The following is a 23,992-nucleotide window of genomic DNA, read 5'->3' on the forward strand; positions in this document are numbered from 1 at the left end:
GTTGGTTTTGGCGGCAAGTCTCGCAAGAGACGCATGTGCTGGCAAGCGCTGGGTTTTTCCGTTGGGCGAAACGGCATTGTTGCCTGGCGCTATTTGTGATTGAAGGTCGATCTGGGGATCACGAGTCGAGGCGTTCTGATTGCGTAAACCGGACATTCGTACCGGTCCGCGGCATCCGCATATTGCGGCCGCGGGCTATGAGATCACGCGCCGCCTCAGCGAGACTGCGCTGGCGAAGCGTGGCCTGCACAAGGCCAATGGCGAGCTGGCGCAGCGCACGATCGCCTCGATCCGCGACAGGCTGCAGCGCGGCGAGACCGTCTATATCGCGGGTCTCGCCTGCCCCGGCACCCACAACACCGGCGTCGCGCTGGTCGAGGTCACCCAGAAGGACGGGCCGCGCCTGATCGTCAACAACGAGGAAGAGCGCTTCTCCGGCAACAAGCACACCAACGAGTTCCCGCAACACGCGCTCGACGACATGCGCAAGGTGTTGCAGCGGATGGGCCGCGACGTCGGCGACATCGCGGCCTTCGTCACGACGTGGGACTATCCGGCGCTGATGGCGATGCTGATCCGCACCTCGCTCGAGGAGGCGCCAGCCAGCATCAAATTGTTGCGGGCGCCGATCGCACCCGCGATCAACCTGCGTCAGATGGACCAGGTACGGCGCATCTCGCGCCGGCTCGGCAGGATGTACGGGCTCGGCGAACAGCTGCCGCTGATCTGCATGCCGCATCACGACAATCACGCCTGGTACTCGTTCACCGCATCGCCGTTCGCAGGTCAGCGCGAGCGTGTCGCGATCGCGGTGCTCGACGGCACCGGCGACGTCGGCTCGATCTCGCTCTATGTCGTCGAGAACGGCGAGATGAAGCAGCTCTATTGCAATGAGAGCCTGTTTGACTCGCTCGGCGCCTTCTACACCGTGATCTCGTCGAGCCAGGGCGGCTGGACCTGGCTCTCCAGCGAGGGCCGCTACATGGGCGCCGCCGCCTGGGGCGACATGAACCGCGCCACCAATCGCTATTATCAGCGCCTGAAGGCGGTGCTGCAGCTCGGGCCCAACGGCAGCGTGCAGCTCAATCGCGCGATGGCCAATTGGTACGCCGACCCCGCCGACAATCCCTATCATCAGCCACTGATCGACATCCTCGGCCCGCCGCTGCGGCCCGACCAGCTGTGGAATCCCGACGCCGTGCTGCGCGTCGAGGACATCAATCACCGCCCCGACACCAAGGACCGCGTCGACAAGGCCGCCGCCACGCAACTGGTGTTCGAGGACGCGATGATCCATGTCATCGATCATCTCCTGCGCATCACTGGCACCGACCGCCTGGTGCTGACCGGCGGCGTGGCGCTGAACGCGCTCGGCAACATGCGGCTGCTCGAGCATTTCGACGAAGCCTGGTTCGAACGCGCGCAGCAGCGCAAGACGCGGCTGCATATGTGGGTGCCGCCGGTGCCCGGCGATCCCGGCGTGCCGATCGGCGCCGCCTGGCTGTTCGCGCATATGGCGGGCGCGCCGCGCGGCGCGCCGCTGTCGCACGCATTCTATTGCGGCCTGCCGCCCTCGAACGCCGACATTACCGCCGCGCTGCGCGCCGACGACGTCGCCTCGACCGAGATCGGCAATGTCTCGACTTCAGAAGGGCGCGATGCGATTGCCGACCTGATGGCCAGCATGGTGGCGCAAGGCGGCGTGATCGCGATCTATCAGGGCGCGGCGGAAACCGGCCCGCGTGCGCTCGGCCATCGCTCGATCCTCGCCAATCCCCGCGATCCCGAGGTGCGTGAGCGGCTCAACGAGCGTGTCAAATATCGCGAGGCGATCCGGCCGCTGGCGCCGATGGCGACGCTAGAGGCGGCACGCGACTATTTCGAGTTGGAAGACGGCGCCTCTGACGCCGACTACAACGCCTACAACTACATGGTGCTCACGGCACATTCGAAGCCGGAAGCGCGCGAGAAGATTCCCGCCGTGGTGCACGCCGACGGCACCGGCCGGATCCAGATCGTGCGCGAGGCCGACGATCCCCTCATTTATGCTTATCTGAAGGCGCTCGGCCGCCATATCGGCGTCGAGATGTCGGTCAACACGTCGTTCAACGTCGCCGGCCCGATCGCGCAGACGCCGGCGCAGGCGATGGACACCCTGCGCCGCTCCAGGGGGCTCGATGCCGTGGTGCTGGTCGCCGACGACGGCACGACTTATGCCGCCTGGCACGGCGGCGAGCGTGACAGCGGCCGCTTCACCGGCTGGTATGCGGCGTGGAAGCAGGCGCGCGGCTGAGCCAAGTCAAGACGCGGCCGTCGATCAGGAGCAGCGCACTGGCGATCACGAGCGCGCCGATCACCTCGCGCGGCGCGACCGGCTCGCCAAGCACGAAGAAGCCGAGCAGCATCGCGGTGACCGGAAGCAGCAGTGTCACCAGCATCACATTGGTCGCTCCGGAGCGCTGCAGAATCTGAAAGAACACGATATAGGCCAGCGCCGTCGACAACGCCGCGAGTCCGAGCACGGCGAGCCATGTCGTTGCGTGCGGCATCGGCAACAGCCAGGGTCGTTCGGCCACACCGGCGACGACAGCCATCATCACGCTGGAGGCCATCATCTGGAACGTCGCCGTGCCCAGCGGCGGCACACGCTGCGGCAGCCGCCGTCCGACCAGCGCCGCGAGGCCGTAGCTGAAGGCGCCGGCGAGGCACAGCAGAATGCCGATGCCTTGCCTGCTCTCGAAGCCGAGCGCATCGCCATGCAGGATCGCGACCCCGATCAGCCCGACCACCACGCCGGCGACGCGGCGCGCCTGCAACCGCTCCTCGCCGGCCACCGCCATCACGACCACCGCAAAGAGCGGCGTCGTCGCATTGAGGATCGAGGCCAGCCCGCTCGGAATATAGGTCTGGCCGAACACGATCAGCGAGAACGGCAGCGCGTTATTGAACAGCCCCATCGCGGCGAACGGCGCCCAGCCGGACAGGCCGCGCGGGAATTCGATCTTCCGGGCCCGCAGCAGCGGCAGCAGGATGAGCGCGCCGAGCACGACGCGCAGCAGCACAAGGGTCAGCGGCGGCAATTCGCGCAGGATGACGCCGTTGAAGAAGAACGAGCCGCCCCACAGCACCGACAGAAAGAGCAGCAGCCCCCAGTCGCGGCGATCGATCCTGTTGTCGGCGGAAGGCATGGCGGGCACTCATCTGCGCTGGCGCAGATGCCTAGCCGGGCGCGGCGGCGATGGCCACCCGATTTCCGTGAGTGGCGGCGCGGCGCCGCTATTTCGGCCGCGAGACGATCTCGATCATCTGGCCTTCGTCGCCATCGGGCGCATGCGCCCTGGCCTTCTCGTAGGCAGCGAGCGCGGCGCGGCTCACCGGCACGCCGGGCAGCAGCGTCTCGGCGAGCCGCACCGCATAGTCGGCATCCTTGTGGCGTAGCGCCGATGTGAAGGAGGCGCCGGAGAAGTTGCGGTCGACCATCCGCTTGCTGTGGCGGATCACCTGTGGGCTTGCGATCGCGCCGGTCCCCAGCGCCTCGGCCACCAATTTCATGTCGAGACCAGCCTGTTCGGCGATCGCGACGCCCTCGGCGAGGCTTGCGATCTGCACCGCGCCGATCAGGTTGTTGATCAGCTTGAACACGGTGCCGGTGCCGACCGCGCCGAAATGACGGATCGTGCTGCCGATCGGCGCGAGGAACGGCTGCGCCCGCTCGCGATCGGCCGGATCAGCCCCCACCAGCAGCGTCAGCTTGCCGGCGGCCGCGGCCTCCGGCAGGCCGGTGACGGGACAATCGATGTAGATCAGGCCGCGGCTGCGCAACTCGTGCGCCATCTCCAGCGTGTGCTGATACGAGACCGTGGAGCATTCGATCGCGAGCGTGCCGGCCTTCATGGTGGCGGCAGCGCCGTCCCGGGTCAGCCAGACCGCGCGCGACGCCTCGTCGTCGGCGACCATGGTCACGACGGCATCGGCATCGATCGCGGCATCCTCCGGCGAGGTCGCCCACAATGCGCCGCGCGCGATCAAATCCTCGGCCTTGGCCTTGCTCCGGTTCCACACCGCGACCGTGAAGCCGGCATCGAGGTAACGGCCCGCCATGCCGTGGCCCATGCGTCCCAATCCGATGAAAGCGACGCGCGTCATGGGCTAATCCACATCCTCGACGGAGCCTGGCCCGGTGCCGAACGCACGCTGCGCCAGGGTCGCCGCCATGAATTCATCGAGATCGCCGTCGAGCACCCCCGACGTGTCTGAGGTCTGCACACCGGTGCGCAGGTCCTTCACCATCTGATAGGGCTGCAAGACGTAAGAGCGGATCTGGTGACCCCAGCCGATGTCGGTCTTGGCGGCCTGATCGGCGGCGGCCTGCTCCTCGCGCTTCTTCAGCTCGATCTCATAGAGCCGCGCGCGCAGCATGTCCCAGGCCTGCGCCCGGTTCTTGTGCTGGGAGCGGCCGGCCTGGCAGACCACCGCGATGCCGGTCGGGATATGCGTCAGGCGCACCGCCGACTCGGTCTTGTTGACGTGCTGACCGCCGGCGCCGCCCGACCGCATCGTGTCGGTGCGGACATCGGACTCCTTGATCTCGATCTTGATCGAGTCGTCGATCACGGGGAAAATCTGCACCGACGAAAACGAGGTGTGCCGCCGCGCGTTGGAATCGAACGGCGAGATACGGACCAGGCGATGCACGCCGGCCTCGGTCTTCAGCCAGCCATAGGCATTGTGGCCGGAGATCTGGATGGTGGCCGACTTGATGCCGGCCTCTTCGCCCTGCGACTCTTCGAGGAACTCGATCTTGAAGCCGTGCTTCTCCGCCCAGCGCGTGTACATGCGCAGCAGCATCTGCGCCCAGTCCTGGCTCTCGGTGCCGCCGGCACCGGCATGGACCTCGAGATAGGAATCGAACTTGTCGGCCTCGCCCGAGAGCAGCGCTTCGAGCTCGCGCCGGGCGACCTCCTTCTTGAGGTCCTTGAGCGCCTTCTCGGCCTCCGTGACCACGCCCGCATCGTTCTCGGCCTCGCCGAGCTCGATCATGCCGACCTGATCCTCGAGCTCGCGCTCGACCTTGCCGATTCCAGAGAGCGCGTCCTCCAAGGAGGTGCGCTCCTGCATCAGCCGCTGGGCCTTCTGGGGATCGTTCCAGAGATTGGAGTCTTCTGCGAGCTTGTTCAGCTCAGCGAGGCGTGCCGTCGATTGATCGACGTCAAAGATGCCTCCTCAGCAGCCCGACTGACTGCTTGATCTCTTCAACAAGGCGTTCGATTTCCGCGCGCATGGTCTTTCAGGTGTTGGCTAAAAACGCTCCGGGGGATGTAGCGACCGGCACGGCAAAGCGCAATCGGCTTGGCCGCCCTATCCCGGCGATTTGGACGGGCCGGCCGCCCGAGCATTTCCGTTCCTTTGGACCGGAACGGCACTCTAGATTTTTGTTTTGACGCGTTTTCTTCACGCGAACCGGGATCCACTTCGCTTGAAAACGCTCTAGTACAGCCCCCCGGTTCCCGGCCGCATGAAGAAGCCGCCATCCGGCTGCCCACCGCTCTGCGACGGCTGCGGACCGGGCGCAGGGCCGCGGCCGTCGGCGTCGGCAACGCCGATCACCGAGTAATTGTCCGGCGGCGCGGTGCCCGGCTTGAAGGCTTCGAGGATGGTGTTGCCGCTGTCGCCCGGGCCGGCACGCATGCCGGTCTTGGCATCGACGCGGATCAGCTTGATGCCGGCCGGAACCTTGAACGGCGTCGGCGGCTTGTCGGCGAGCGCAAGCTTGAGGAAGTCGCGGGCAATCGGCGCCGCCACGTGACCGCCGGTGGCGGCGCGGCCGAGATTGCGCGGCTTGTCGTAGCCCATATAGACGCCGACCGCGAGATCCGGCGAGAAGCCGACGAACCAGACATCCTTCTCGTCGTTGGTGGTGCCGGTCTTGCCGGCGATCGGCTTGCCTACCTCCTTCACCACGGTCGCGGTGCCGCGCTGAACCACGCCTTCCATCATCTCGGTGATCTGGTAGGCGGTCATCGGATCGAGCACCTGCTCGCGGCGGTCGACGAGCTGCGGCTCCGGCTGGCTCTTCCAGCCCCCGGGCGCGTCACAGCCGCGGCATTCGCGGGTGTCGTGCTTGAAGATGGTGTGGCCGTAGCGGTCCTGGATGCGGTCGATCAGCGTCGGCTTCACCCGGCGGCCGCCATTGGCGAACATCGAATACGCCGTGACCATGCGCATCACGGTGGTTTCACCGGCACCCAATGCGTAGGACAGATAGTTCGGCAATTCGTCATAGACGCCGAAGCGTTTTGCGTACTCGCCGACCAGCGGCATGCCGATGTCCTGCGCGAGGCGCACGGTCACGGTGTTGAGCGAGCGCTGCAACGCGTTGCGCAGCGTGGTCGGACCATAATATTTGCCGGTCGAATAGTTCTCCGGACGCCACACGCCGGCGCCCTGCCCTTGATCGATCTCGATCGGCGCATCGATCACGGTGGTCGACGGTGTATAGCCGTTATCCAGCGCCGACGAGTACACGATCGGCTTGAACGACGAACCCGGCTGCCGGTAGGCCTGCGTCGCGCGGTTGAACTGGCTCTGGTCGAACGAGAAGCCGCCGACCATCGCGAGCACGCGGCCGGTCCACGGATCCATCGCCACCATGGCGCCGGAGACTTCGGGCAATTGCCGCAGCCGGTACTGGCCCTCGACCGCGTTGCCGTCCTTGGTCACCAGCGGGTCGGCATAGATCACGTCGCCCGGCTGCAGCACCTGCGAGACCGCCGTCGGCGCCTTGCCCTTGGACTTGGCCCAGCGCACGCCGTCGATCGTGATGATGCCGGTCTGCCGCTCCTTGCTGACCGCGCCGCCGAGTTCGCGGCCGGGCTGGAAGCCGATCCGCGCCGACTGATCGCTGGTCTCCAGCACCACCGCCATCCGCCAAGGCGAGATGTCGGAGAGCGACTTCACGTCGGCGAGCTTGACGCCCCAGTCGCCGGAAATGTCGAGCTTGTGGACAGGGCCGCGCCAGCCCTGCGCCTCGTCGTAGTTCACGAGACCCGCGACCATGGTCTTGCGTGCCATCACCTGGATCTTGGGATCCAGCGTGGTGCGCACCGACAGGCCGCCCTCGTAGAGCTTCTTTTCGCCGTAGCGCTCGAAGATGTCGCGGCGGACTTCCTCGGCGAAATATTCGCCGGCGAAGATATGCGCGCCGTTCGAGCGGCTGGTGACGTTGAGCGGGTCCTTGCGCGCCTTGTCGGCGTCGGCCTGCTTGATCCAGCCGTTCTCCAGCAGGCGGTCGATCACATAGTTGCGGCGCTCGATCGCGCGGTCGCGGTTGCGCACCGGATGCAGCGCGGCCGGCGCCTTCGGCAGCGAGGCGAGATAGGACGCTTCCGCGATCGTCAGCTCGTTGACCGACTTGTCGAAATAGACCAGCGACGCCGCTGCGATGCCGTAGGCACCGAGCCCGAGATAGATCTCGTTCAGATAGAGTTCGAGGATGCGGTCCTTGGAATAGGCGCGCTCGATGCGCATCGCCAGCAAGGCTTCCTTGATCTTGCGCGCGAACGAGACCTCGTTGGTGAGCAGGAAGTTCTTGGCGACCTGCTGGGTGATGGTCGAGGCGCCCTGCGGACGGCGGTTGGAGCCGTAGTTCTGCGCATAGAGGATCGCGGCGCGCGCCATGCCCTGATAGTCGATGCCACCGTGCTCGTAGAAGTTCTTGTCTTCGGCCGCGAGGAACGCGTTGATCACGAGCTTCGGCACCGCCTGGATCGGCAGATAGAGCCGGCGCTCCTTGGAATATTCGCCGAGCAGCGCGCCGTCGGCGGCATGCACGCGGGTCATCACCGGCGGCTCGTAGTCCTGGAGCTGCGAGTAGTCGGGCAGATCCTTGGAGAAATGCCAGATCGCGCCGGCGACGGCGGCGACACCAACCAGGAACACAACCGTTCCGGCGGCAAACAAGAAACCCATAAACCGCACGAGCAGGCGCATTATCGACGTTCCGTTCCTACCCTCCGGCGCTCAGTCGTCAGAAGCGCCTGTCCAAATGTGCGACAGCCTCACACAACGAAGCCTTGGCCCAGCGAGCCACCCTGCGCACGCGAAAATACAAAGAGCCGCCGGACAATGTGGTCGATTCTGCGAACCTGCGGTCCATTGTCTATACCGTCGCCGCTGTGGCCAAACTAGGGCTTCGGCGCAACGGACGCGGCTTTTCAGGCGGCCAATTTCACTTTGCCGGTCCGGCGGTTGCCAGCCGTTTGGCGAAGAACGCGTCGATCGCCTGGACCATCGAGCCGACCGCCTTGTTCCGCCAGTTCTCGGAGACCAGATGCTCGAGGTCGCCCTTGTTGGAGACGTAGCCGATCTCGACCAGCACGGACGGCACGTCGGGCGCCTTCAGCACCCGGAAGCCGGCCGACTTGAGCGGATGCTTGTGCATCCGCACCGTGGTCTTCATCTCGTCCATCAGCAGACGGGCGAAGCGGTTGGAGAAGGTCTTGGTTTCGCGCTGCGCGAGGTCGATCAGGATGTCCGCGACCTCGGTCGGCTCATCGGTCAGGTTCACGCCGCCGATGGCGTCGGCCTTGTTTTCCGCCTCCGCCAGCCGCTCGGCCTCGGCGTCGGAGGCCTTGTCCGACACCGTGTAGATGGTGGCGCCCTGGGCGTCGCCCTCGCGGCGCGGCAGCGCGTCGGCATGGATCGAGACGAACAGTGCGGCGGATTGCGAACGCGCGATCTTCACCCGGTCGTTGAGCGGTATGAAGGTGTCGTCGGACCGGGTCATGACCACCCGATATTTGCCCGACTTCTCGATCCGGTCGCGCAAGGCGATGCCGAAGCCCAGCACCAGGTTCTTCTCGGTCTGGTCGCCGGATTGGGTGCCATTGTCGATGCCGCCATGACCGGGATCGATCACGATCAACGGGCGGGCGTCGGTGACCGCGACCGGCGGCAGCGCCGCCGAGTTGACCGTCGGGATGGTGGCGGTGCTCGTTTCGGAGATCGCCGGCTTCAATTCAGGCCGGCTCTCCGGCGCGAGCGACTGCACGAAGCTGGTGCGATCGACCTGCTCGAAATCCAGCACCAGCCGGGGCGGCTGGCCGTTGGCGGCATCGAGCACATAGGAATTGGCGATCTTCACCGGACCGGTCATGTCGAACACGATCCGCGAGCCGCCGGGCATCACGAGCCCGTAGCGGAACGCCTTGACCAATCCCCGCGCCGCCGCGCCGGTGCCGTTCGCGAGCTGGAAATTGACCTGCGGGATGTCGACCACGACGCGATAGGGATCGGCCAGCGGGAAAGCGCGAAATTCGATTCTGCGGTCGAGGTCGAGGATGAATCGGGTCTGCTTGTCGTCGCCGGCGAGCCTGGCACCGGATGCCACCGGGAAATTCGAGGCGCTTGGGGCAGACGCACTGGCGGCCGGCGCGGACTGACCATCCTGCGGTCCCTCGGCCGCGCTCGGAGCGCTCGCCACGGCAAACACCGATGCTGCAGCGCACAACAGCCCGCATCCTAGAAAAACAAGGTGTTTTGCGCGGTTCTCCACCCGATTCGGAGCCTCCCAGCTGCTTCTTACCGCATTAGAACCACACGGTTAATCGCACCCTAATGACGCCAAGGCGAAAAGAAGCGAGTGTTGCGGCGGCGTGACGCTTCCCTTGCACGCGGCGGCCAATCCACGTATGTACGGGATGCTGACGGCTAGTACTCCCGGTTGTGTCGCGTTCAGCCTCCCGGTGCAGCGGTGGAACCTTCCAAGTCGAAGATCCCGCCGTGTTTTTCCGGTCCCTCCCCAGCCAGCGCCGCGCGCGGCTGACACGGAGAGGCGGATTCAGGCCCGAGCGGCGTCCGGTCCCAGACACACTCCCTCGCCAGAGGGACGGTTTGAGACAGGCATAACCGATTATCCGGTCCTTCGGGGCCTCGATATGCGATGGCCGGCAGGCGCTTCGGCGCCAGGCGGGGCCTTCAGCAAAAGATACGGCGGTATTTCTCGCCGCCAACATGTTTAGACGGGCCGACGCTTAATGCGCCAGACTGCATTGCCGACCAGGATCCCCCGAATGATCGCGCTGACGCGAGGTGAAAACTTCGCCCGTCGCATCATCCCGGTGAGTTCCCGTCCGGCGCTGCGCCGCGAGACGCGTTTTGGCCTTCCCCTCACCCCCGAATCAGGTGGACCGTCGCGTCACCGGGCGGCGCAGTTTGCGCGCGCCATGATCCGCGCCCGCCGCCGCCAAGAGCTCCAAAATGCCCAACAAGATGTTGATCGATGCCACCCACCCGGAAGAGACCCGGGTCGTCGTGGTCCGTGGCAATCGCGTCGAAGAGTTTGATTTCGAGACCGCCCAGCGCAAACAGCTGCGCGGCAACATTTACCTCGCCAAGGTCACGCGCGTAGAGCCGTCGCTGCAGGCTGCCTTCATCGAGTATGGCGGCAACCGGCACGGCTTCCTGGCCTTCAGCGAAATCCATCCCGACTACTACCAGATCCCGGTGGCCGACCGTCAGGCGCTGATCGAAGCCGACGAGCGCGCCCATCGCGAGGCCGAGGAAGAGCACGAGAACCGCGGTCATCGCCGCCGGTCGCGCCATCGCAATGCCCGCCGCCGCGGCCATGGCGACCGGGTCCAGAGCGAGGTGATCGAGGGGGCCGGCGACGCGCAGGCGCAGCCCGTCGCCGAGGCGCACGAACACCCCGTCGATGCCGGGCATCATGAGCACGATGCCGGGCATCACGACCACGACGTGGTCGGCCACGAAGGTCACGAGCACGATGCGCATGATCATGCGCATCACGACGACCACGAGCACCACCATGATCACGAGCATCATGACCATGGTCACCACGATCATGGCCACGATGATCACGACCATGACCACCACGACCATGATCACGCACACGATCACGACCACGCCCCCGCGGTGAGCGAGGCGCCGGCCGACGCCGCCCCGTCAGACCCCGTCGTTGCGGTGGTCGAAGCCTCCGTTGCGTCAGCCGAGACCGTCGAGGCGGTCGAGGTCAATCATGAGCCCGAGCGGGCCCATGAAGAACAGATCGAGGAAAACGCCGCGCATGCCGACGACGCGCCGCTTGCGGCTGGCGACGACGTTCACGCCGCCACGGACGAGCATGCGGTCGCCGGATATGCCGCGCTGGCGGAAGGCGCCGCACCCGAGGCCGAGGCCGGCCAAGGCGACGACGGCGGCGAAGATGACGAAGAGGACGACGGCGAGGAAGGCGAGGAAGAGGACGTCGTCGAGTCCGTCGGCGGCGACGATGTGCTCGAGGAGGTGCCGGAGCGCCCGTTCCGTCCGCGCCGCCAGTACAAGATCCAGGAAGTGATCAAGCGCCGGCAGGTGATGCTGGTGCAGGTCGTCAAGGAAGAGCGCGGCAACAAGGGCGCCGCGCTGACCACCTATCTGTCGCTCGCCGGCCGTTACGCCGTGCTGATGCCCAACACCGCACGCGGCGGCGGCATCAGCCGCAAGATCACCTCCGCCCAGGACCGTTCGCGGCTGAAGGAAGTGGTGCAGGATCTCGACGTGCCCGAAGGCATGGGGATCATCCTGCGCACCGCCGGCGCCTCCCGCAGCAAGCCCGAGATCAAGCGCGACTTCGAGTACCTGATCCGGATGTGGGAGACGGTGCGCGACCTGACGCTGAAGTCGCAGGCGCCGACCCTGGTCTATGAGGAAGGCTCGCTGATCAAGCGCTCGCTGCGCGACCTCTACAACAAGGAGATCGACGAGATCCAGGTGGCGGGCGAAGCCGGCTACCGCGAAGCGCGCGACTTCATGAAGATGCTGATGCCGGCCAATGTGCGGGCGGTGAAGCAATATCGCGACGGCCAGCCGTTGTTCTCGCGGATGGGCGTCGAAAGCCAGCTCGACGCGATGTTCTCGCCGACCGTGCAGTTGCGCTCCGGCGGTTACATCGTGATCAACCAGACCGAGGCGCTGGTCTCGATCGACGTCAACTCCGGCCGCGCCACGCGCGAGCACCATATCGAGGACACCGCGCTCAAGACCAACCTTGAGGCCGCGGAAGAAGTCGCCCGGCAACTCCGCCTGCGCGACCTCGCCGGCCTGATCGTCATCGACTTCATCGACATGGACGAGAAGCGCAACAACCGTGCGGTCGAGCGCAAGCTGTCCGACTGCCTGCGCCAGGACCGTGCGCGGATCCAGGTCGGCCGCATCTCGCATTTCGGCCTCTTGGAAATGTCGCGCCAGCGCATCCGCGCCAGCGTGCTGGAGAGCTCGACCGAGCCCTGCCCGCAATGCGGCGGCAGCGGTCACGTCCGCTCGGTCTCGTCGGTGGCGCTGCAGCTCCTGCGCGGCATCGAGGAAATCCTGATGAAGGGCGCGACCCACAATCTGGTGGTCCGCACCCGTACCGACGTCGCGCTGTACGTGCTCAACCACAAGCGCGGCCATCTGCGCGACCTCGAGGACTCCTTCCGGGTGTCGCTGTCGATCGTCGCCGACGCCACGGTGCACGGCCAGCAATCCTACATCATCGATCGCGGCGAGCAGGTGCATACGCTCGAAGCCGCCAAGGCGCTGCTTGCCGCGCAGGCTGCATCTGCACCGTCGCAGGCCGAAGAGGTCGATGACGAGGAAGAGCTGTTCGAATACGAGGCCGAGATCGAGACCGACGAGACCGAAGGTCTGGTCGACGACCGGGCGGCCGGCGAAGACGCAAGCGCCGCCGAGGGCGAAGGCGACGGTCAGCGCCGCAAGCGCCGCCGCCGGCGCCGCGGCCGCGGTGGGGCCGGCGAAGCCCGCGAGGGAGCCCCGCAGCCGCGCGAGGACGGCGACCTGATGCACGTCCTGCCCGATGGCACCGAGGCGGTTGCCGCAGCTGAGGCCGAAGGCGATGAGGACGAAGGCGGCGAAGCGCAGGGCGCGGCCGGCGACGACCAGGCCGGCAACGGCGATCGCCGTCCGCGGCGCCGCGGACGCCGTGGCGGCCGTCGCCGGCGCGGCAGCGGCGGACCGGATGACGGTCTCGCCGGATCGATCTCCGATGAGCTGAGCCCGGCAGCTTCCCCCGAAGCCACCGACGCGGTCGCCGATTTCGACAGCCACGACGCTGAGCCGGCCCCCTCGCTGGCGCAACCCGAGCTGTTCGCTCCGCCGCCGGAATGGCAGCCGATCGAAACTGCTGCTGTCGAGGCCGTTGCGGCGCCTGCACCGGAGGCTGCGACCGCGGCCGCCGAGGACGCCGCGGCCGAAAGCGACCGCGCGCAGCGCCGCCGCTCGACGGTACGCGAAAAGGTCAGCTTCGCATCGAGCTCGCAGCCCGAGGCCTCGGCGCCCGCGCTGGTTCAGAGCACGGCGGAGGAAGCGGCCCCTGCCCCTGAACCCGCAACGGCAACCCCGGAGCCCGCGACGGCCGATGCTCCGGCCCGCAAGGGTTGGTGGTCGCGCCGCTTCGGCGGCGGCAACTAAGACGCCGATAAGTCAAAGCGCCCGGTTCACGCCGGGCGTTTTTGTTGAACAGGCCATCCGTTCGTCAGGCGCCGGCGTGACGGAGCCTGACGGAGACCGAACCCGATGCAAAGCGCGATCGTTCTTGGCGGCGGCATGGTGGGCGTCAGCACCGCGCTGCATCTGCAGCGCCGCGGCTGGTCGGTCACGCTGGTCGACCGCAAGGACCCCGGCCGCGAAACGAGCTACGGCAACGCCGGCATCATCCAGAGCGAGGCGGTGCGGCCCTATCCGATGCCGCGCGACCCCGCCACGCTCGCCAGGATCGCGATGGGGCGCACCAACGACGTGCGCTATCGCCTGGCCTCACTGCCGCGGCACGCCGGTCCGCTGCTGCGCTACTGGTGGAACTCGACGCCCGAGCGGCACCGCGAAGCCACCCTCGCCTGGGCGCGCCTGATCGCCCACGCCACAGCGGAGCACGACACGCTGATCCGCGATGCCCATGCCGACAATCTGATCCGGCGCGCCGGCTATCGCCTGCTGCATCGCGACCCGGCGGCGCTGGAGCGCGCGATTGCCGTCGCCGAAGAGAACCAGCGCGACTTCGGCGTGCAGTTTCGCGTGCTTGACGGCAGTGAGCTCGCCAAGGCCGAGCCGTTGCTGCGCGACGACCTGCCGGGCGCCATTCACTGGCTTGGGCCGTGGACCGTGTCGGACCCCGGCGGTCTCGTCTCGGCCTATGCCGGATTGTTCGAGCGTCTCGGCGGCACGCTGCTGCGCGGCGACGCGCAGACGTTGGCCGAAACCGCGTCCGGCTGGTCGGTCGAGGCCGGCGGCGGCCGGATCGATGCCGCCCATGTCGTGGTCACGCTGGGGCCATGGTCGCCGCAATTGCTGCGCAAGTTCGGCTACCGGATCCCGCTGGTGCGCAAGCGCGGCTACCACATGCATTATCAAGGCGGACGCTCGCTCGACCTGCCGCTGGTCGACACCGCGAATGGCTACGCGATGGCACCGATGGCCAAGGGCATCCGCATCACCACCGGCGCGGAGCTGACCAGCCCCGATGCGCCGGCGACGCCGATCCAGCTTGGCTACGCCGAAGCCGCCGCGCGCGAGCTGATCGAGATCGGCAGCCGGGTCGAACCCGAGCCGTGGTTCGGCACCCGGCCCTGCACCACAGACATGCTGCCGATACTTGGACCCGCGCCGCGCCATCGCGGGCTGTGGGTGAATTTCGGTCACGGCCACCAGGGCTTTACGCTCGGCCCTGCAACAGCACGGGTGCTGGCCGAAACGATGAACGGCGAGGCATCCGCGGTGGACACCTCGCCGTATCGGTTGGACCGGTTCTAGCTCCGCGACCTAGTCCGTCGTCAGCGCGGTCTCCATGTCGGTCGGGTCGATCTGCCGGGCGAGATTGGCGTTGAGCTTGCCGCGGTCGAGTTCGCCTTCCCACCAGGCCACGATCACGCAGGCCACGCCGTTGCCGCACAGATTGGTCAGCGCGCGGCACTCGCTCATGAACTTGTCGATGCCGAGCACGATCGCCATGCCCGGCACCAGCCGCGGATCGACCACCGCAAGCGTCGCCGCCAGCGTGATGAATCCCGCGCCGGTGATGCCGGAGGCGCCCTTCGAGGTCAGCATCGCCACGACCAGGATCGTGAGCTGCTGGCTGAACGAGAGGTCGTAGCCCAGCGCCTGCGCGATGAACAACGTCGCCAGCGTCATGTAGATGTTGGTGCCGTCGAGGTTGAACGAATAGCCCGTGGGCACCACGAGGCCGACCACGGACTTCGAGCAGCCGAGACGTTCGAGCTTCTCCATCAACGACGGCAGCGCGCTCTCGGAGGACGAGGTGCCGAGCACGATCAGCAGTTCGTCCTTGATGTAGGCCAGGAACCTGAAGATCGAGAACCCGGCGATCCGCGCGATGATGCCGAGCACCACGAGGACGAACAGCGCCGCGGTCAGATAGAACGTCGCGATCAGCCCCATCAGATTGAGGATCGCGCCGGTGCCGAACTTGCCGATGGTGAAAGCCATCGCGCCGAACGCACCGATCGGCGCCGCCCGCATCACGATCGAGATCACGCCGAACACCGCATGCGCGGCGTCGTCGATGAACGAACGGATGGTGTGGCCGCGCTCGCCGAGGCCCATGATCGCGAAGCCGAACAGCACCGAGAACAGCAGCACCTGCAGGATCTCGCCCTGCGCGAAGGCACCGACCACGGTGTCCGGAATGATGTGCAGTACGAAGTCGACGCTCTTCTGCGCCTCCGCCTGCTTGGCATAGCCGGCAACCGCCTGCGCGTTCGCCGCCGCATTGCCGAAGCCCGCACCCGGCTTCACGATGTTGCCGACCAGCAGTCCGATCACCAGCGCGAAGGTCGAGACCACCTCGAAATAGACCAGCGCCTTGACGCCGATCCGGCCGACCTTCTTGGCATCTTGTATATGCGCGATGCCCGACACCACGGTGCAGAAGATGATCGGCGCGATCACCATCTTGATCAGCTTGATGAAGCCGTCGCCGAGCGCCTTGATCCACTCGTTGGTGGCAAGCGATGGCCAGAACGCACCGACCAGCGCGCCAAGCACGATCGCGATCAGGACCTGGACATAGAGAATCTTGTACCACGGCTTGCCGCCGGCAGTCGCCGGTGCGGCCGTGGCAACGGTTGCCGTTGCCATGTTTCACTCCCCCTCAGAAATGGCGGAAATAGCCAAGATCAACTTGGCCGTTCAAGTCAAATGGAACTGTGCGGGCCCTGCCGTTTACCCGCGGCGATCTGTCGCGCGCCGCACTGCCGGAACGGGGCCACCGCGCTGCAAAACCGATCCGACCGCCACGATGGAAGGCTCTCGAAGGTTGCGGGCTATTTAAGCCAATGCGCGATCCGCGCAACTGCTTCCTGCATGTCCGCAGCCGATCGGGCATAAGAAAAACGGATGAAGGCGCGGCCGTGGATCGGATCGAAATCGACGCCCGGGGTGGCCGCGACATGCGCCTTCTCGAGCATCTCGCTGGCGAAGGCGAAGCTGTCGGAGGTGAAGTCGGAGACGTCGGCATAGAGATAGAACGCGCCGTCGGCCGGCAGGAACTTGGTCAGCCCGGCCTTCGGCAGGCCCTCGATCAGGATGCGGCGGTTCTCCTGGTAACCGCGCTTGATCGCCTCCATCTCCTCGCGGCCCTCGAACGCCGCTTCGGCGGCGATCTGCGACAGGGTCGGCACCGAGATCGACAGGTTCTGCTGCAACCGCTCGATCGGCCGCACCAGCACGTCGGGCACCACCATCCAGCCGACGCGCCAGCCGGTCATGCAGAAGTACTTCGAGAACGAGTTGATGACGAGCGCGTTCGGCGACAGCTCGGCCGCGGTCACCGCGGGGAACGCGTAGTCGAGCCCGTGATAGATCTCGTCGGAGATGAAGCGGATGCCGGCGCTGTCGGCAGCCGCCATCAGGCTCGACAGCGCCTCGCGCGACATCATGGTGCCGGTCGGGTTCGCGGGACTGCCGACCAGCACGCCTTTCAGCGGCGCCTTGCGATGGGCGGCCAGCAGCGCCTCGCCGGTCAGCGCATGGCGGGTGTCGCCGGAGGTCTCGATCAGCACCGGCTCGCAGCCCAGCGCGGTCAGGATGTGCCGGTACGGCGGATAGCCCGGCACGGTCACCGCGACCCGGTCACCCGGCTCGAACATCGCAAGAAACGCCAGGATGAATCCGCCCGACGAGCCGGTCGTGACGATGATGCGCTCCGCGTCGACCGCGCAGCCATACGTGTCGCGGTAGTGCCGGGCGATGCGTGCGCGCAGGCTGGGAATGCCGAGCGCCGAGGTGTAGTCGATCCGGCCGTCGACCAGCGCAGCCTGCGCCGCCGCGATCGCCGGCTTCGGCGCGCCCTCGGCAGGCTGTCCCACCTCCATGTGGATGACATGGCCGCCGGCGGCTTCGATTCGCGCTGCGGCGGCCATCACGTCCATCACCATGAACGGCGGAACATCGCTCCGGCCGGACGCCGTCAAAAGGCTGCTCACACGGTCTCTCGCTGTCGCTTCACGCATGGATTTCTGCTATTGCACGGCCGCAGCCGAATTCGGGTTCCCGCTACCTGCGGCCGCCCCAGACTGGCCGCATTCGGTGGCTCCTTATAACGCTTTCAGGCCAAGTGAATAGCCCAGTGAATACCCGGTTCGCGTGAAGAAGAACTGCAAAAACAACAGACTGCGCCACGCGCCGGATCCGGTCGAGCCCGGAACCCGCGCTTGCGCCGGCGCAGCCAGTGATCGCCGATAGACCGCCCATGCCGTTCCGCCTCACGCTTCGCACCGCGACCTCAAAGCTGACCGCATTGCTGACCGCGGTTGCACTCGCGGTTGGCCCCGTGGTCCCTGCGCGAGCCCAGCAGAAGGGCCCGCCGGTGCTGCGCGACACCGAGTCCGAGCAGTTGCTGCGCGAATACACACGGCCGATCCTGCGCGCCGCGGGTCTGGAGAAGCAGAACATCCAGATCGTGATCATCAATGACGGCTCGTTCAACGCCTTCGTCGCCGACGGCCGCCGCATCTTCGTCAATTACGGCGCGCTGCTGCAATCGGAGACGCCGAACCAGATCATCGGCGTGCTGGCGCACGAGACCGGCCATCTGGCCGGCGGCCATCTTGCCAAGATGCGCGAGCAGCTGGCGCAGGCGCAGACCCAGATGATCATCGCGATGCTGCTCGGCGTCGGCGCGCTCGCCGCCGGTGCTGCGGGCGGCGGCGGCGGCAGCGGCCTGTCCAGCGCCGGCGCCGCGGCGATCTCGGCGCCGCAATCGGTGATCCAGCGCACGCTGCTGTCCTATCAGCGCCAGCAGGAGGAAAACGCCGACCGCGCCGGCGTCAAGTTCCTGAACGCGACCGGCCAGTCCGCCAAGGGCATGTACGAGACCTTCAAGCGCTTCACCGACGAGAGCCTGTTCACCTCGCGCGGCGCCGATCCCTATCTGCAGTCGCACCCGATGCCGGTCGACCGCGTCTCCGCGCTGGAAGAGCTGGCGCGCTCGAGCCCCTATTGGGACAAGAAGGACGATCCGGCGCTGCAGCTGCGTCACGACATGATGCGCGCCAAGATCTCCGGCTTCATGGAGCGGCAGGACACGGTCTACCGCCGCTATCCGTTGTCCAACACCAGCCTGCCGGCGCGCTATGCGCGGGCGATCACGACCTATCTGCACGGCGATCTGCGTTCGGCGATCGCGCAGATCGACAGCCTGATCCAGGTGCAGCCGAACAATCCCTATTTCTACGAATTGCGCGGCCAGGCGCTGCTCGAAGGCGGCCGGCCGGCAGAGGCGATCGCGCCGCTGCGCCGCGCGGTGCAGCTCTCCAGCAGTTCGCCGCTGATCGAGATGCTACTCGGCCAGGCGCTGGTTGCCTCCGACAGCAAGGCCACCACCGACGAGGCGATCAATATGCTGCGGGCCGCCCTGGCGCGCGAGCCCGAGGCCCCGCTCGGCTACACCCAGCTCGCGATGGCCTATGGCCGCAAGGGCGACTATGCCCAGGCCGACCTGGCCTCGGCGCAGGCGGCCTATCTCCGCGGCGACAACAAGACCGCCCGCGAACTTGCATCGCGCGCCAAGACGCGGTTCGCGATCGGCACGCCCGGCTGGGTCAAAGCTGACGACATTGTGAGCGCCAAGCCGATGCCGGGTCAGAAAAACAACTAGAAATAAACCGTAGTTCCATACAACGATCACCGAAACCGGCCCACGGCTGTGCCGCATTTTGGGCCACCTCGAACAAGGATTTTATCATGCCAGCGCTTCGTTTCCTTGCCCCTGCCCTGCTCGCGCTCGGCATCTGCGCCGCGCCGCTACAGGCCACCGCGCAGAGCTTCAACGACACCCAGCGCGGCGACATCGAGACTATCGTGCGCAACTACCTGATCGCGCACCCGGAGGTGCTCGAGGAGGCGATGAACGAGCTGAGCAAGCGGCAGGCCGCCGCCGAAGCCGAGAAGCACGAGCAGAGCGTCGCCAAGAACGCCGACACCATCTTCAATTCGCCGCGCGGCGTCATGCTCGGCAACAAGGACGGCGACGTCACCTTCGTCGAGTTCTTCGATTACAATTGCGGCTACTGCAAGCGCGCGATGTCCGACATGCTCGACCTGATGAAGGCGGATCCGAAGCTCAAGGTCGTGCTGAAGGAATTCCCGGTGCTGAGCCAGGGCTCGGTCGAGGCCGCGCAGGTCGCGGTCGCCGTGCGCATGCAGGATCCGACCGGCAAGAAGTATCTCGAGTTTCACCAGAAGCTCCTGGGCGGCCGCGGCGCCGCCGACAAGGCGCGCGCGCTGGCGGTTGCCAAGGACGTCGGCCTCGACATGACCAAGCTCGAGAAGGACATGGCGAGCCCCGAAGTGAAGGCGACCATCGAGGAGAACTTCCGCCTCGCCGAATCCATGGGCATGAACGGCACGCCGAGCTATGTGATCGGCAAGCAGGTCGTGATCGGCGCGGTCGGCGTCGACAATCTCAAGGAGAAGATCGGCATCGCCCGCTGCGGCAAGGCGACCTGCTGATCGTAGCCTTCGACGGCGCTCCTTGTTCGTTCAGTGAAAATCCGGCTGCCTGGCAGCCGGATTTTTCTTTGTGACATCGAATCAACTCCACACTGGAAGCAACCAAGGGCCCTCACCAACAAAGGAAGCCTCGAGATCGAAGAGCATTTCGGCGGCTTCAATTTCGGCGGCGGCAACGGCCAGCTCGATCTTGCCGGCACGGAGTTCGACTGGGCCTCCGGCTGAAGCGCGGGCGCATTATTCATCGTGCATTCACCGAACAAACAAACCGCGGGGAACCGCAAATCAACAGGAACATCGCACATCCTCTCCCGTTGTCGGCGCGGGCAATGCTGAAGAACGAGGAGGAATTCAATGAATAAACGCTTTCTGATTTCGGTCGCCACAGCGGCTCTGATCGCCGGCACCGGTTTCGCGAATGCTCAGGGCGCCGGCGGCGCCAACAAGGAGTCCGGGGCCGGCGGCGGCGCCACCACGCAGCACTCTGCACCGTCCGGTGGCGCATCGTCAGGCACGATGCAGCACGATACGGGCGGCATGAAGGGTTCCGAGCATTCCACGACCGGTGAGTCTCCTTCAGGCATGAAGGGCGCCGAGTCCGACAAGTCCGGCCCCGCCACCAAGGGTGCGCAGGACAACACGCAGAAGTCGAAGGGCATGAGCTCGGAGAACGAGGCGACCAAGGGCTCCAAGGAGAGTTCCAAGGACGGCGCGAAGGACATGAAGGCCGAAGGCCGCGACAAGAGCGGCAACATGAAGGCCGAGGAACACGACAAGAGCGGCAAGATGAATAACGCCGCCGAGAGCCGCGACAAGAACGGCGCCACGACCAACCAGAACGCTCAGACCAAGAGCCCGACCGACACCAACCGCGCGCAGACCAACGATTCCAGCCGGACCCAGACCACGACCGGCAATGCGGCGACGTCGGCCACCGCGGCTCCGCCGGCCGAGAAGCGCACCCAGATCTCGACCGCGATCAGGTCGGAGAAGGTCACCGAAGTCACCAACGTGAACTTCAACGTGGCGGTCGGCACCCGCGTCCCGACTGACGTGCACTTCTACCCGGTGCCGGAGCGGGTCGTGACGATCTATCCGCAGTGGCGCGGCTATGAGTTCATCCTGGTCAAGGGCCGCTACATCATCGTGCAGCCGGAGACCCACGAGATCGTCTACATCATCGAGGGCTAAACCGGCCTCGGCACGAGAGTGCCAGCGAGGGTGTTATGACGGGCCCTCGCGCGTTCTCGACCCCGCCCCTCCGGGGGCGGGGTTTTGCATTGAGGCATAGGCCGCACTCGCCAGTGGATGGCGCACCGGAGCGCAGCCGCGGGGCGCCGTCCGCCAGATTTGGTTAATCAGCAATTTCCGCAGGTTACGGCAACCACCTAACAGGCCGGAGGAAGCTGTTGAAGAGGTTCCGATTTCACCTAAAGGCTTCCCCTGCGGCCGGTTGTTACCTATAACCCGGCCCACTTTCCCCGTCGCCGGAACCCTTTGGCAGGAATTTTGGGCAGGAATCTCTGGAATGGCCGCTGCCGGAACGATCTATGTGCTGAACGGCCCGAACCTCAATCTGCTGGGGACGCGCGAGCCGGAGACCTACGGCCACGCCACCCTCGCCGATGTCGAGAAGCTGTGCGCGGACACCGCGCGCCAGTTCGGGCTCAGCGCGGACTGCCGGCAGTCCAACCGCGAGGGCGAACTGATCGACTTCATCCATGAGGCCCACGCCAAGAAGGCGGTCGGCATCATCATCAACGCCGGCGGCTACTCCCATACCTCGATCGCGCTGCATGATGCGCTGGTCGCGGTCAGGATCCCCGCCGTCGAGGTCCATGTCAGCAATATCCACGCCCGCGAAAGCTTCCGGGACCACTCGTTCACTGCTAAAGCCGCCTTCGCCTCGCTTTGCGGCTTCGGCATCGACGGCTACCGGCTTGCGATCATCGGCCTCGCCACCAGGATCGGTGCGAAGATCGATGGCAAGACCGACGCCAAGCCAAAGACTTAATCGTCAATCCTGACGTTCCCCGTCACCAGACAGAGATTTCGGATCAAACAACATGGCGCGCCAGCCAGACGAAAAATCAGCCGCAAAGTCCAAGAGCGAATCCAAGAGCGACGACAGCGTGCTCATTCGCGAGCTCGCGCTGCTGCTTGCCGAGACCAACCTCACCGAGATCGAGATCGAGCGCGCCGGCCTGCGCGTCCGGGTCGCGCGCAACATCAGCATCGCGGCCTCGGTGCCGTCAGCCGTGCATACGGTCGCCGCGCCGTTGGCGGTCCCGGCTGCCGCGGTTGCCGCGGCGACCGATCTTGCCAAGCATCCGGGCGCCGTGCCCTCGCCGATGGTCGGCACCGCCTATTGGTCGCCCGAGCCGGGCGCCAAGCCGTTCATTGAAGTCGGCACCAAGGTCAGCGCCGGCCAGACGCTTCTGATCATCGAGGCGATGAAGACCATGAACCAGATCCCGTCGCCGCGCGCGGGCACCGTGACGCAGATCCTCGTCGAGGACGGCCAGCCGGTCGAGTTCGGCGAGCCGCTCGTCATCATTGAATAGCTTCCGTCAACGTCAGGCGCAGCGATGTTCGACAAGATCCTCATAGCCAATCGCGGCGAGATCGCGCTTCGCGTGCTGCGCGCCTGCAAGGAGCTCGGCATCTCGACGGTCGCGGTGCATTCCACCGCCGACGCCGACGCCATGCATGTGCGGCTCGCCGACGAGAGCGTCTGCATCGGCCCGCCGCCGTCGAAGGATTCCTACCTCAACATCCCGGCGCTGCTGGCGGCCTGCGAGATCACCGGCGCCGACGCCGTGCATCCCGGCTACGGCTTCCTGTCCGAGAACGCGCGCTTCGCCGAGATCCTCGCCGACCATAATCTCGGCTTCATCGGTCCGAAGGCCGAGCACATCCGCCTGATGGGCGACAAGATCGAAGCCAAGAAGACCGCCAAGCGGCTCGGCATTCCGGTGGTGCCCGGCTCCGACGGCGCGGTGACCTCGGAGACCGACGCGCTCGCGATCGGCAAGGAGATCGGCTTCCCGGTGCTGGTGAAGGCTGCGGCGGGCGGCGGCGGCCGCGGCATGAAGGTCGCCCACACCGAGGCCGATCTTGCGCTGGCGCTCTCCACCGCAGCCAACGAGGCCAAATCGGCATTCGGCGACGCCTCGGTCTATCTGGAGAAATACCTGCAGAAGCCGCGCCACATCGAGATCCAGATTCTCGGCGACGGCCGCGGCGGCGCCATCCATCTCGGCGAGCGCGACTGCTCGCTGCAGCGGCGTCACCAGAAGGTCTGGGAGGAAGGCCCCTCGCCGGTGCTCGCGGCGGCGGCGCGCGCCAGGATCGGCGAGACCTGCGCCAAGGCGATGCGGGACATGAAGTATCTCGGCGTCGGCACCATCGAATTCCTCTACGAGGACGGCGAGTTCTATTTCATCGAAATGAACACCCGCATCCAGGTCGAGCATCCCGTCACCGAAAGCATCACCGACATCGATCTGGTGCTGGAGCAGATCCGGATCGCCGCCGGCGGCGACCTGCCGGCCAAGCAGAACGACATCGCGATCATCGGCCACGCCATCGAGTGCCGGATCAATGCGGAGAACCCGCAGACCTTCCGTCCCTCACCCGGACGGATCACGCAATTCCACCCGCCCGGCGGGCTCGGCGTGCGGATCGATTCCGCCGTCTACCAGGGTTACGTGATTCCGCCCTATTACGATTCGCTGGTCGGCAAGCTGATCGTGCACGGCAAGACCCGCGGCGAGTGCCTGATGCGGCTGCGCCGGGCGCTGGACGAGATGGTGGTCGACGGCATCGAGACCACGCTGCCGCTGTTCCGCGCCCTGGTGCGCGAGCCCGACATCATCGAGGGCGATTACCACATCCACTGGCTGGAACAGTATCTCGCCGGCCAGCCCTCCGATGCCGTAAAATAGTTCGGAACCCGATGGAACCCGGAGCC

The 23,992-nt window shown here is 66.2% G+C and carries 18 protein-coding genes; 10 read left to right on the forward strand and 8 right to left on the reverse strand.

Annotation, left to right across the window (positions count from 1 at the left end):
- The first annotated feature begins 139 nt into the window (after window positions 1-139).
- Window positions 140-2,293 carry a carbamoyltransferase C-terminal domain-containing protein gene (locus BRSPCE3_RS10860; protein WP_244065769.1) on the forward strand — a complete coding sequence of 718 codons (2,154 nt, stop codon included), beginning with the start codon at window positions 140-142 and terminating at the stop codon, window positions 2,291-2,293.
- On the opposite strand, the gene BRSPCE3_RS10865 is transcribed toward BRSPCE3_RS10860, so the two are convergent.
- From BRSPCE3_RS10865 to BRSPCE3_RS36025, 6 genes are all read right to left on the reverse strand, one after another.
- A complete protein-coding gene (locus BRSPCE3_RS10865; protein WP_244065770.1) occupies window positions 2,253-3,188 on the reverse strand; it encodes a DMT family transporter in 936 nt (311 codons plus the stop codon). The two genes, BRSPCE3_RS10860 and BRSPCE3_RS10865, sit on opposite strands and share 41 nt — an antisense overlap.
- Before the next feature lie 88 nt (window positions 3,189-3,276).
- The gene (locus BRSPCE3_RS10870; RefSeq protein WP_244065771.1) at window positions 3,277-4,146 is read right to left on the reverse strand and encodes an NAD(P)-dependent oxidoreductase; all 870 of its coding nucleotides are present in this window, start codon (window positions 4,144-4,146) and stop codon (window positions 3,277-3,279) included.
- 3 nt (window positions 4,147-4,149) lie between these two features.
- Window positions 4,150-5,281, reverse strand: a protein-coding gene (prfB, locus tag BRSPCE3_RS10875; protein ID WP_163160053.1) for a peptide chain release factor 2 whose coding sequence is annotated in 2 segments (ribosomal slippage) — window positions 4,150-5,211 and window positions 5,213-5,281 — 1,131 coding nt in all. Because the reading frame shifts where the segments join, the coding sequence is not laid out codon by codon here.
- A 206-nt stretch (window positions 5,282-5,487) separates the two neighbouring features.
- Window positions 5,488-7,989, reverse strand: a complete 2,502-nt coding sequence (locus tag BRSPCE3_RS10880) for a penicillin-binding protein 1A (RefSeq protein ID WP_244065772.1) — start codon at window positions 7,987-7,989, stop codon at window positions 5,488-5,490.
- Between the two features lie 238 nt (window positions 7,990-8,227).
- Window positions 8,228-9,553, reverse strand: a complete 1,326-nt coding sequence (locus tag BRSPCE3_RS10885) for an N-acetylmuramoyl-L-alanine amidase (RefSeq protein ID WP_244065773.1) — start codon at window positions 9,551-9,553, stop codon at window positions 8,228-8,230.
- A 614-nt stretch (window positions 9,554-10,167) separates the two neighbouring features.
- Window positions 10,168-10,923 carry a hypothetical protein gene (locus tag BRSPCE3_RS36025; RefSeq protein ID WP_283843100.1) on the reverse strand — a complete coding sequence of 252 codons (756 nt, stop codon included), beginning with the start codon at window positions 10,921-10,923 and terminating at the stop codon, window positions 10,168-10,170.
- Window positions 10,924-10,980: 57 nt separating this feature from the next.
- On the opposite strand from BRSPCE3_RS36025, the gene BRSPCE3_RS10890 reads away from it, so the two are divergent.
- The gene (locus tag BRSPCE3_RS10890) at window positions 10,981-13,464 is read left to right on the forward strand and encodes a ribonuclease E/G (protein ID WP_283843103.1); all 2,484 of its coding nucleotides are present in this window, start codon (window positions 10,981-10,983) and stop codon (window positions 13,462-13,464) included.
- A 105-nt stretch (window positions 13,465-13,569) separates the two neighbouring features.
- Complete coding sequence (locus BRSPCE3_RS10895; RefSeq protein ID WP_244065775.1) at window positions 13,570-14,802, forward strand: FAD-binding oxidoreductase; 1,233 nt, start codon at window positions 13,570-13,572, stop codon at window positions 14,800-14,802.
- A gap of 9 nt (window positions 14,803-14,811) precedes the next feature.
- On the opposite strand, the gene BRSPCE3_RS10900 is transcribed toward BRSPCE3_RS10895, so the two are convergent.
- Together BRSPCE3_RS10900 and BRSPCE3_RS10905 are read right to left on the reverse strand one after the other, a co-directional pair.
- Entirely contained in the window at window positions 14,812-16,146 is a 1,335-nt protein-coding gene (locus BRSPCE3_RS10900; RefSeq protein ID WP_244065776.1) for a dicarboxylate/amino acid:cation symporter, read from the reverse strand.
- Window positions 16,147-16,331: 185 nt separating this feature from the next.
- Window positions 16,332-17,519, reverse strand: a complete 1,188-nt coding sequence (locus tag BRSPCE3_RS10905) for a pyridoxal phosphate-dependent aminotransferase (protein ID WP_244065777.1) — start codon at window positions 17,517-17,519, stop codon at window positions 16,332-16,334.
- 239 nt (window positions 17,520-17,758) lie between these two features.
- On the opposite strand from BRSPCE3_RS10905, the gene BRSPCE3_RS10910 reads away from it, so the two are divergent.
- The 7 genes from BRSPCE3_RS10910 (at window position 17,759) to accC (ending at window position 23,966) form a co-directional block, all read left to right on the forward strand.
- The gene (locus BRSPCE3_RS10910; protein WP_244065778.1) at window positions 17,759-19,165 is read left to right on the forward strand and encodes a M48 family metalloprotease; all 1,407 of its coding nucleotides are present in this window, start codon (window positions 17,759-17,761) and stop codon (window positions 19,163-19,165) included.
- A gap of 86 nt (window positions 19,166-19,251) precedes the next feature.
- The gene (locus BRSPCE3_RS10915; RefSeq protein WP_244065779.1) at window positions 19,252-20,019 is read left to right on the forward strand and encodes a DsbA family protein; all 768 of its coding nucleotides are present in this window, start codon (window positions 19,252-19,254) and stop codon (window positions 20,017-20,019) included.
- 33 nt (window positions 20,020-20,052) lie between these two features.
- Window positions 20,053-20,244 carry a hypothetical protein gene (locus tag BRSPCE3_RS10920; RefSeq protein ID WP_244065780.1) on the forward strand — a complete coding sequence of 64 codons (192 nt, stop codon included), beginning with the start codon at window positions 20,053-20,055 and terminating at the stop codon, window positions 20,242-20,244.
- Between the two features lie 129 nt (window positions 20,245-20,373).
- Window positions 20,374-21,210, forward strand: coding sequence for a DUF1236 domain-containing protein (locus tag BRSPCE3_RS10925; RefSeq protein WP_244065781.1), 837 nt, complete (start codon window positions 20,374-20,376; stop codon window positions 21,208-21,210).
- 337 nt (window positions 21,211-21,547) lie between these two features.
- Window positions 21,548-22,033: a type II 3-dehydroquinate dehydratase gene (gene aroQ, locus BRSPCE3_RS10930; RefSeq protein WP_244065782.1), complete on the forward strand. Its 486-nt coding sequence runs from the start codon at window positions 21,548-21,550 to the stop codon at window positions 22,031-22,033.
- A 52-nt stretch (window positions 22,034-22,085) separates the two neighbouring features.
- Window positions 22,086-22,583, forward strand: a complete 498-nt coding sequence (gene accB / locus BRSPCE3_RS10935) for an acetyl-CoA carboxylase biotin carboxyl carrier protein (RefSeq protein ID WP_244065783.1) — start codon at window positions 22,086-22,088, stop codon at window positions 22,581-22,583.
- Between the two features lie 24 nt (window positions 22,584-22,607).
- Window positions 22,608-23,966: an acetyl-CoA carboxylase biotin carboxylase subunit gene (accC, locus tag BRSPCE3_RS10940; RefSeq protein ID WP_244065784.1), complete on the forward strand. Its 1,359-nt coding sequence runs from the start codon at window positions 22,608-22,610 to the stop codon at window positions 23,964-23,966.
- Window positions 23,967-23,992 lie beyond the last annotated feature (26 nt).

Source organism: Bradyrhizobium sp. Ce-3, from assembly GCF_022835695.1.
In the GTDB taxonomy this organism is placed as follows: domain Bacteria; phylum Pseudomonadota; class Alphaproteobacteria; order Rhizobiales; family Xanthobacteraceae; genus Bradyrhizobium.

Coding starts and splice junctions, on each gene's coding strand:
- BRSPCE3_RS10880 (WP_244065772.1), bottom strand. CDS start 7,989: ATGCGCCTGCTCGTGCGGTTTATGGGTTTCTTGTTTGCCGCCGGAACG.
- accC (WP_244065784.1), top strand. CDS start 22,608: ATGTTCGACAAGATCCTCATAGCCAATCGCGGCGAGATCGCGCTTCGC.
- BRSPCE3_RS10915 (WP_244065779.1), top strand. CDS start 19,252: ATGCCAGCGCTTCGTTTCCTTGCCCCTGCCCTGCTCGCGCTCGGCATC.
- aroQ (WP_244065782.1), top strand. CDS start 21,548: ATGGCCGCTGCCGGAACGATCTATGTGCTGAACGGCCCGAACCTCAAT.
- BRSPCE3_RS10865 (WP_244065770.1), bottom strand. CDS start 3,188: ATGCCTTCCGCCGACAACAGGATCGATCGCCGCGACTGGGGGCTGCTG.
- BRSPCE3_RS10925 (WP_244065781.1), top strand. CDS start 20,374: ATGAATAAACGCTTTCTGATTTCGGTCGCCACAGCGGCTCTGATCGCC.
- BRSPCE3_RS10900 (WP_244065776.1), bottom strand. CDS start 16,146: ATGGCAACGGCAACCGTTGCCACGGCCGCACCGGCGACTGCCGGCGGC.
- BRSPCE3_RS10870 (WP_244065771.1), bottom strand. CDS start 4,146: ATGACGCGCGTCGCTTTCATCGGATTGGGACGCATGGGCCACGGCATG.
- BRSPCE3_RS10905 (WP_244065777.1), bottom strand. CDS start 17,519: ATGCGTGAAGCGACAGCGAGAGACCGTGTGAGCAGCCTTTTGACGGCG.
- accB (WP_244065783.1), top strand. CDS start 22,086: ATGGCGCGCCAGCCAGACGAAAAATCAGCCGCAAAGTCCAAGAGCGAA.
- BRSPCE3_RS10895 (WP_244065775.1), top strand. CDS start 13,570: ATGCAAAGCGCGATCGTTCTTGGCGGCGGCATGGTGGGCGTCAGCACC.
- BRSPCE3_RS10910 (WP_244065778.1), top strand. CDS start 17,759: ATGCCGTTCCGCCTCACGCTTCGCACCGCGACCTCAAAGCTGACCGCA.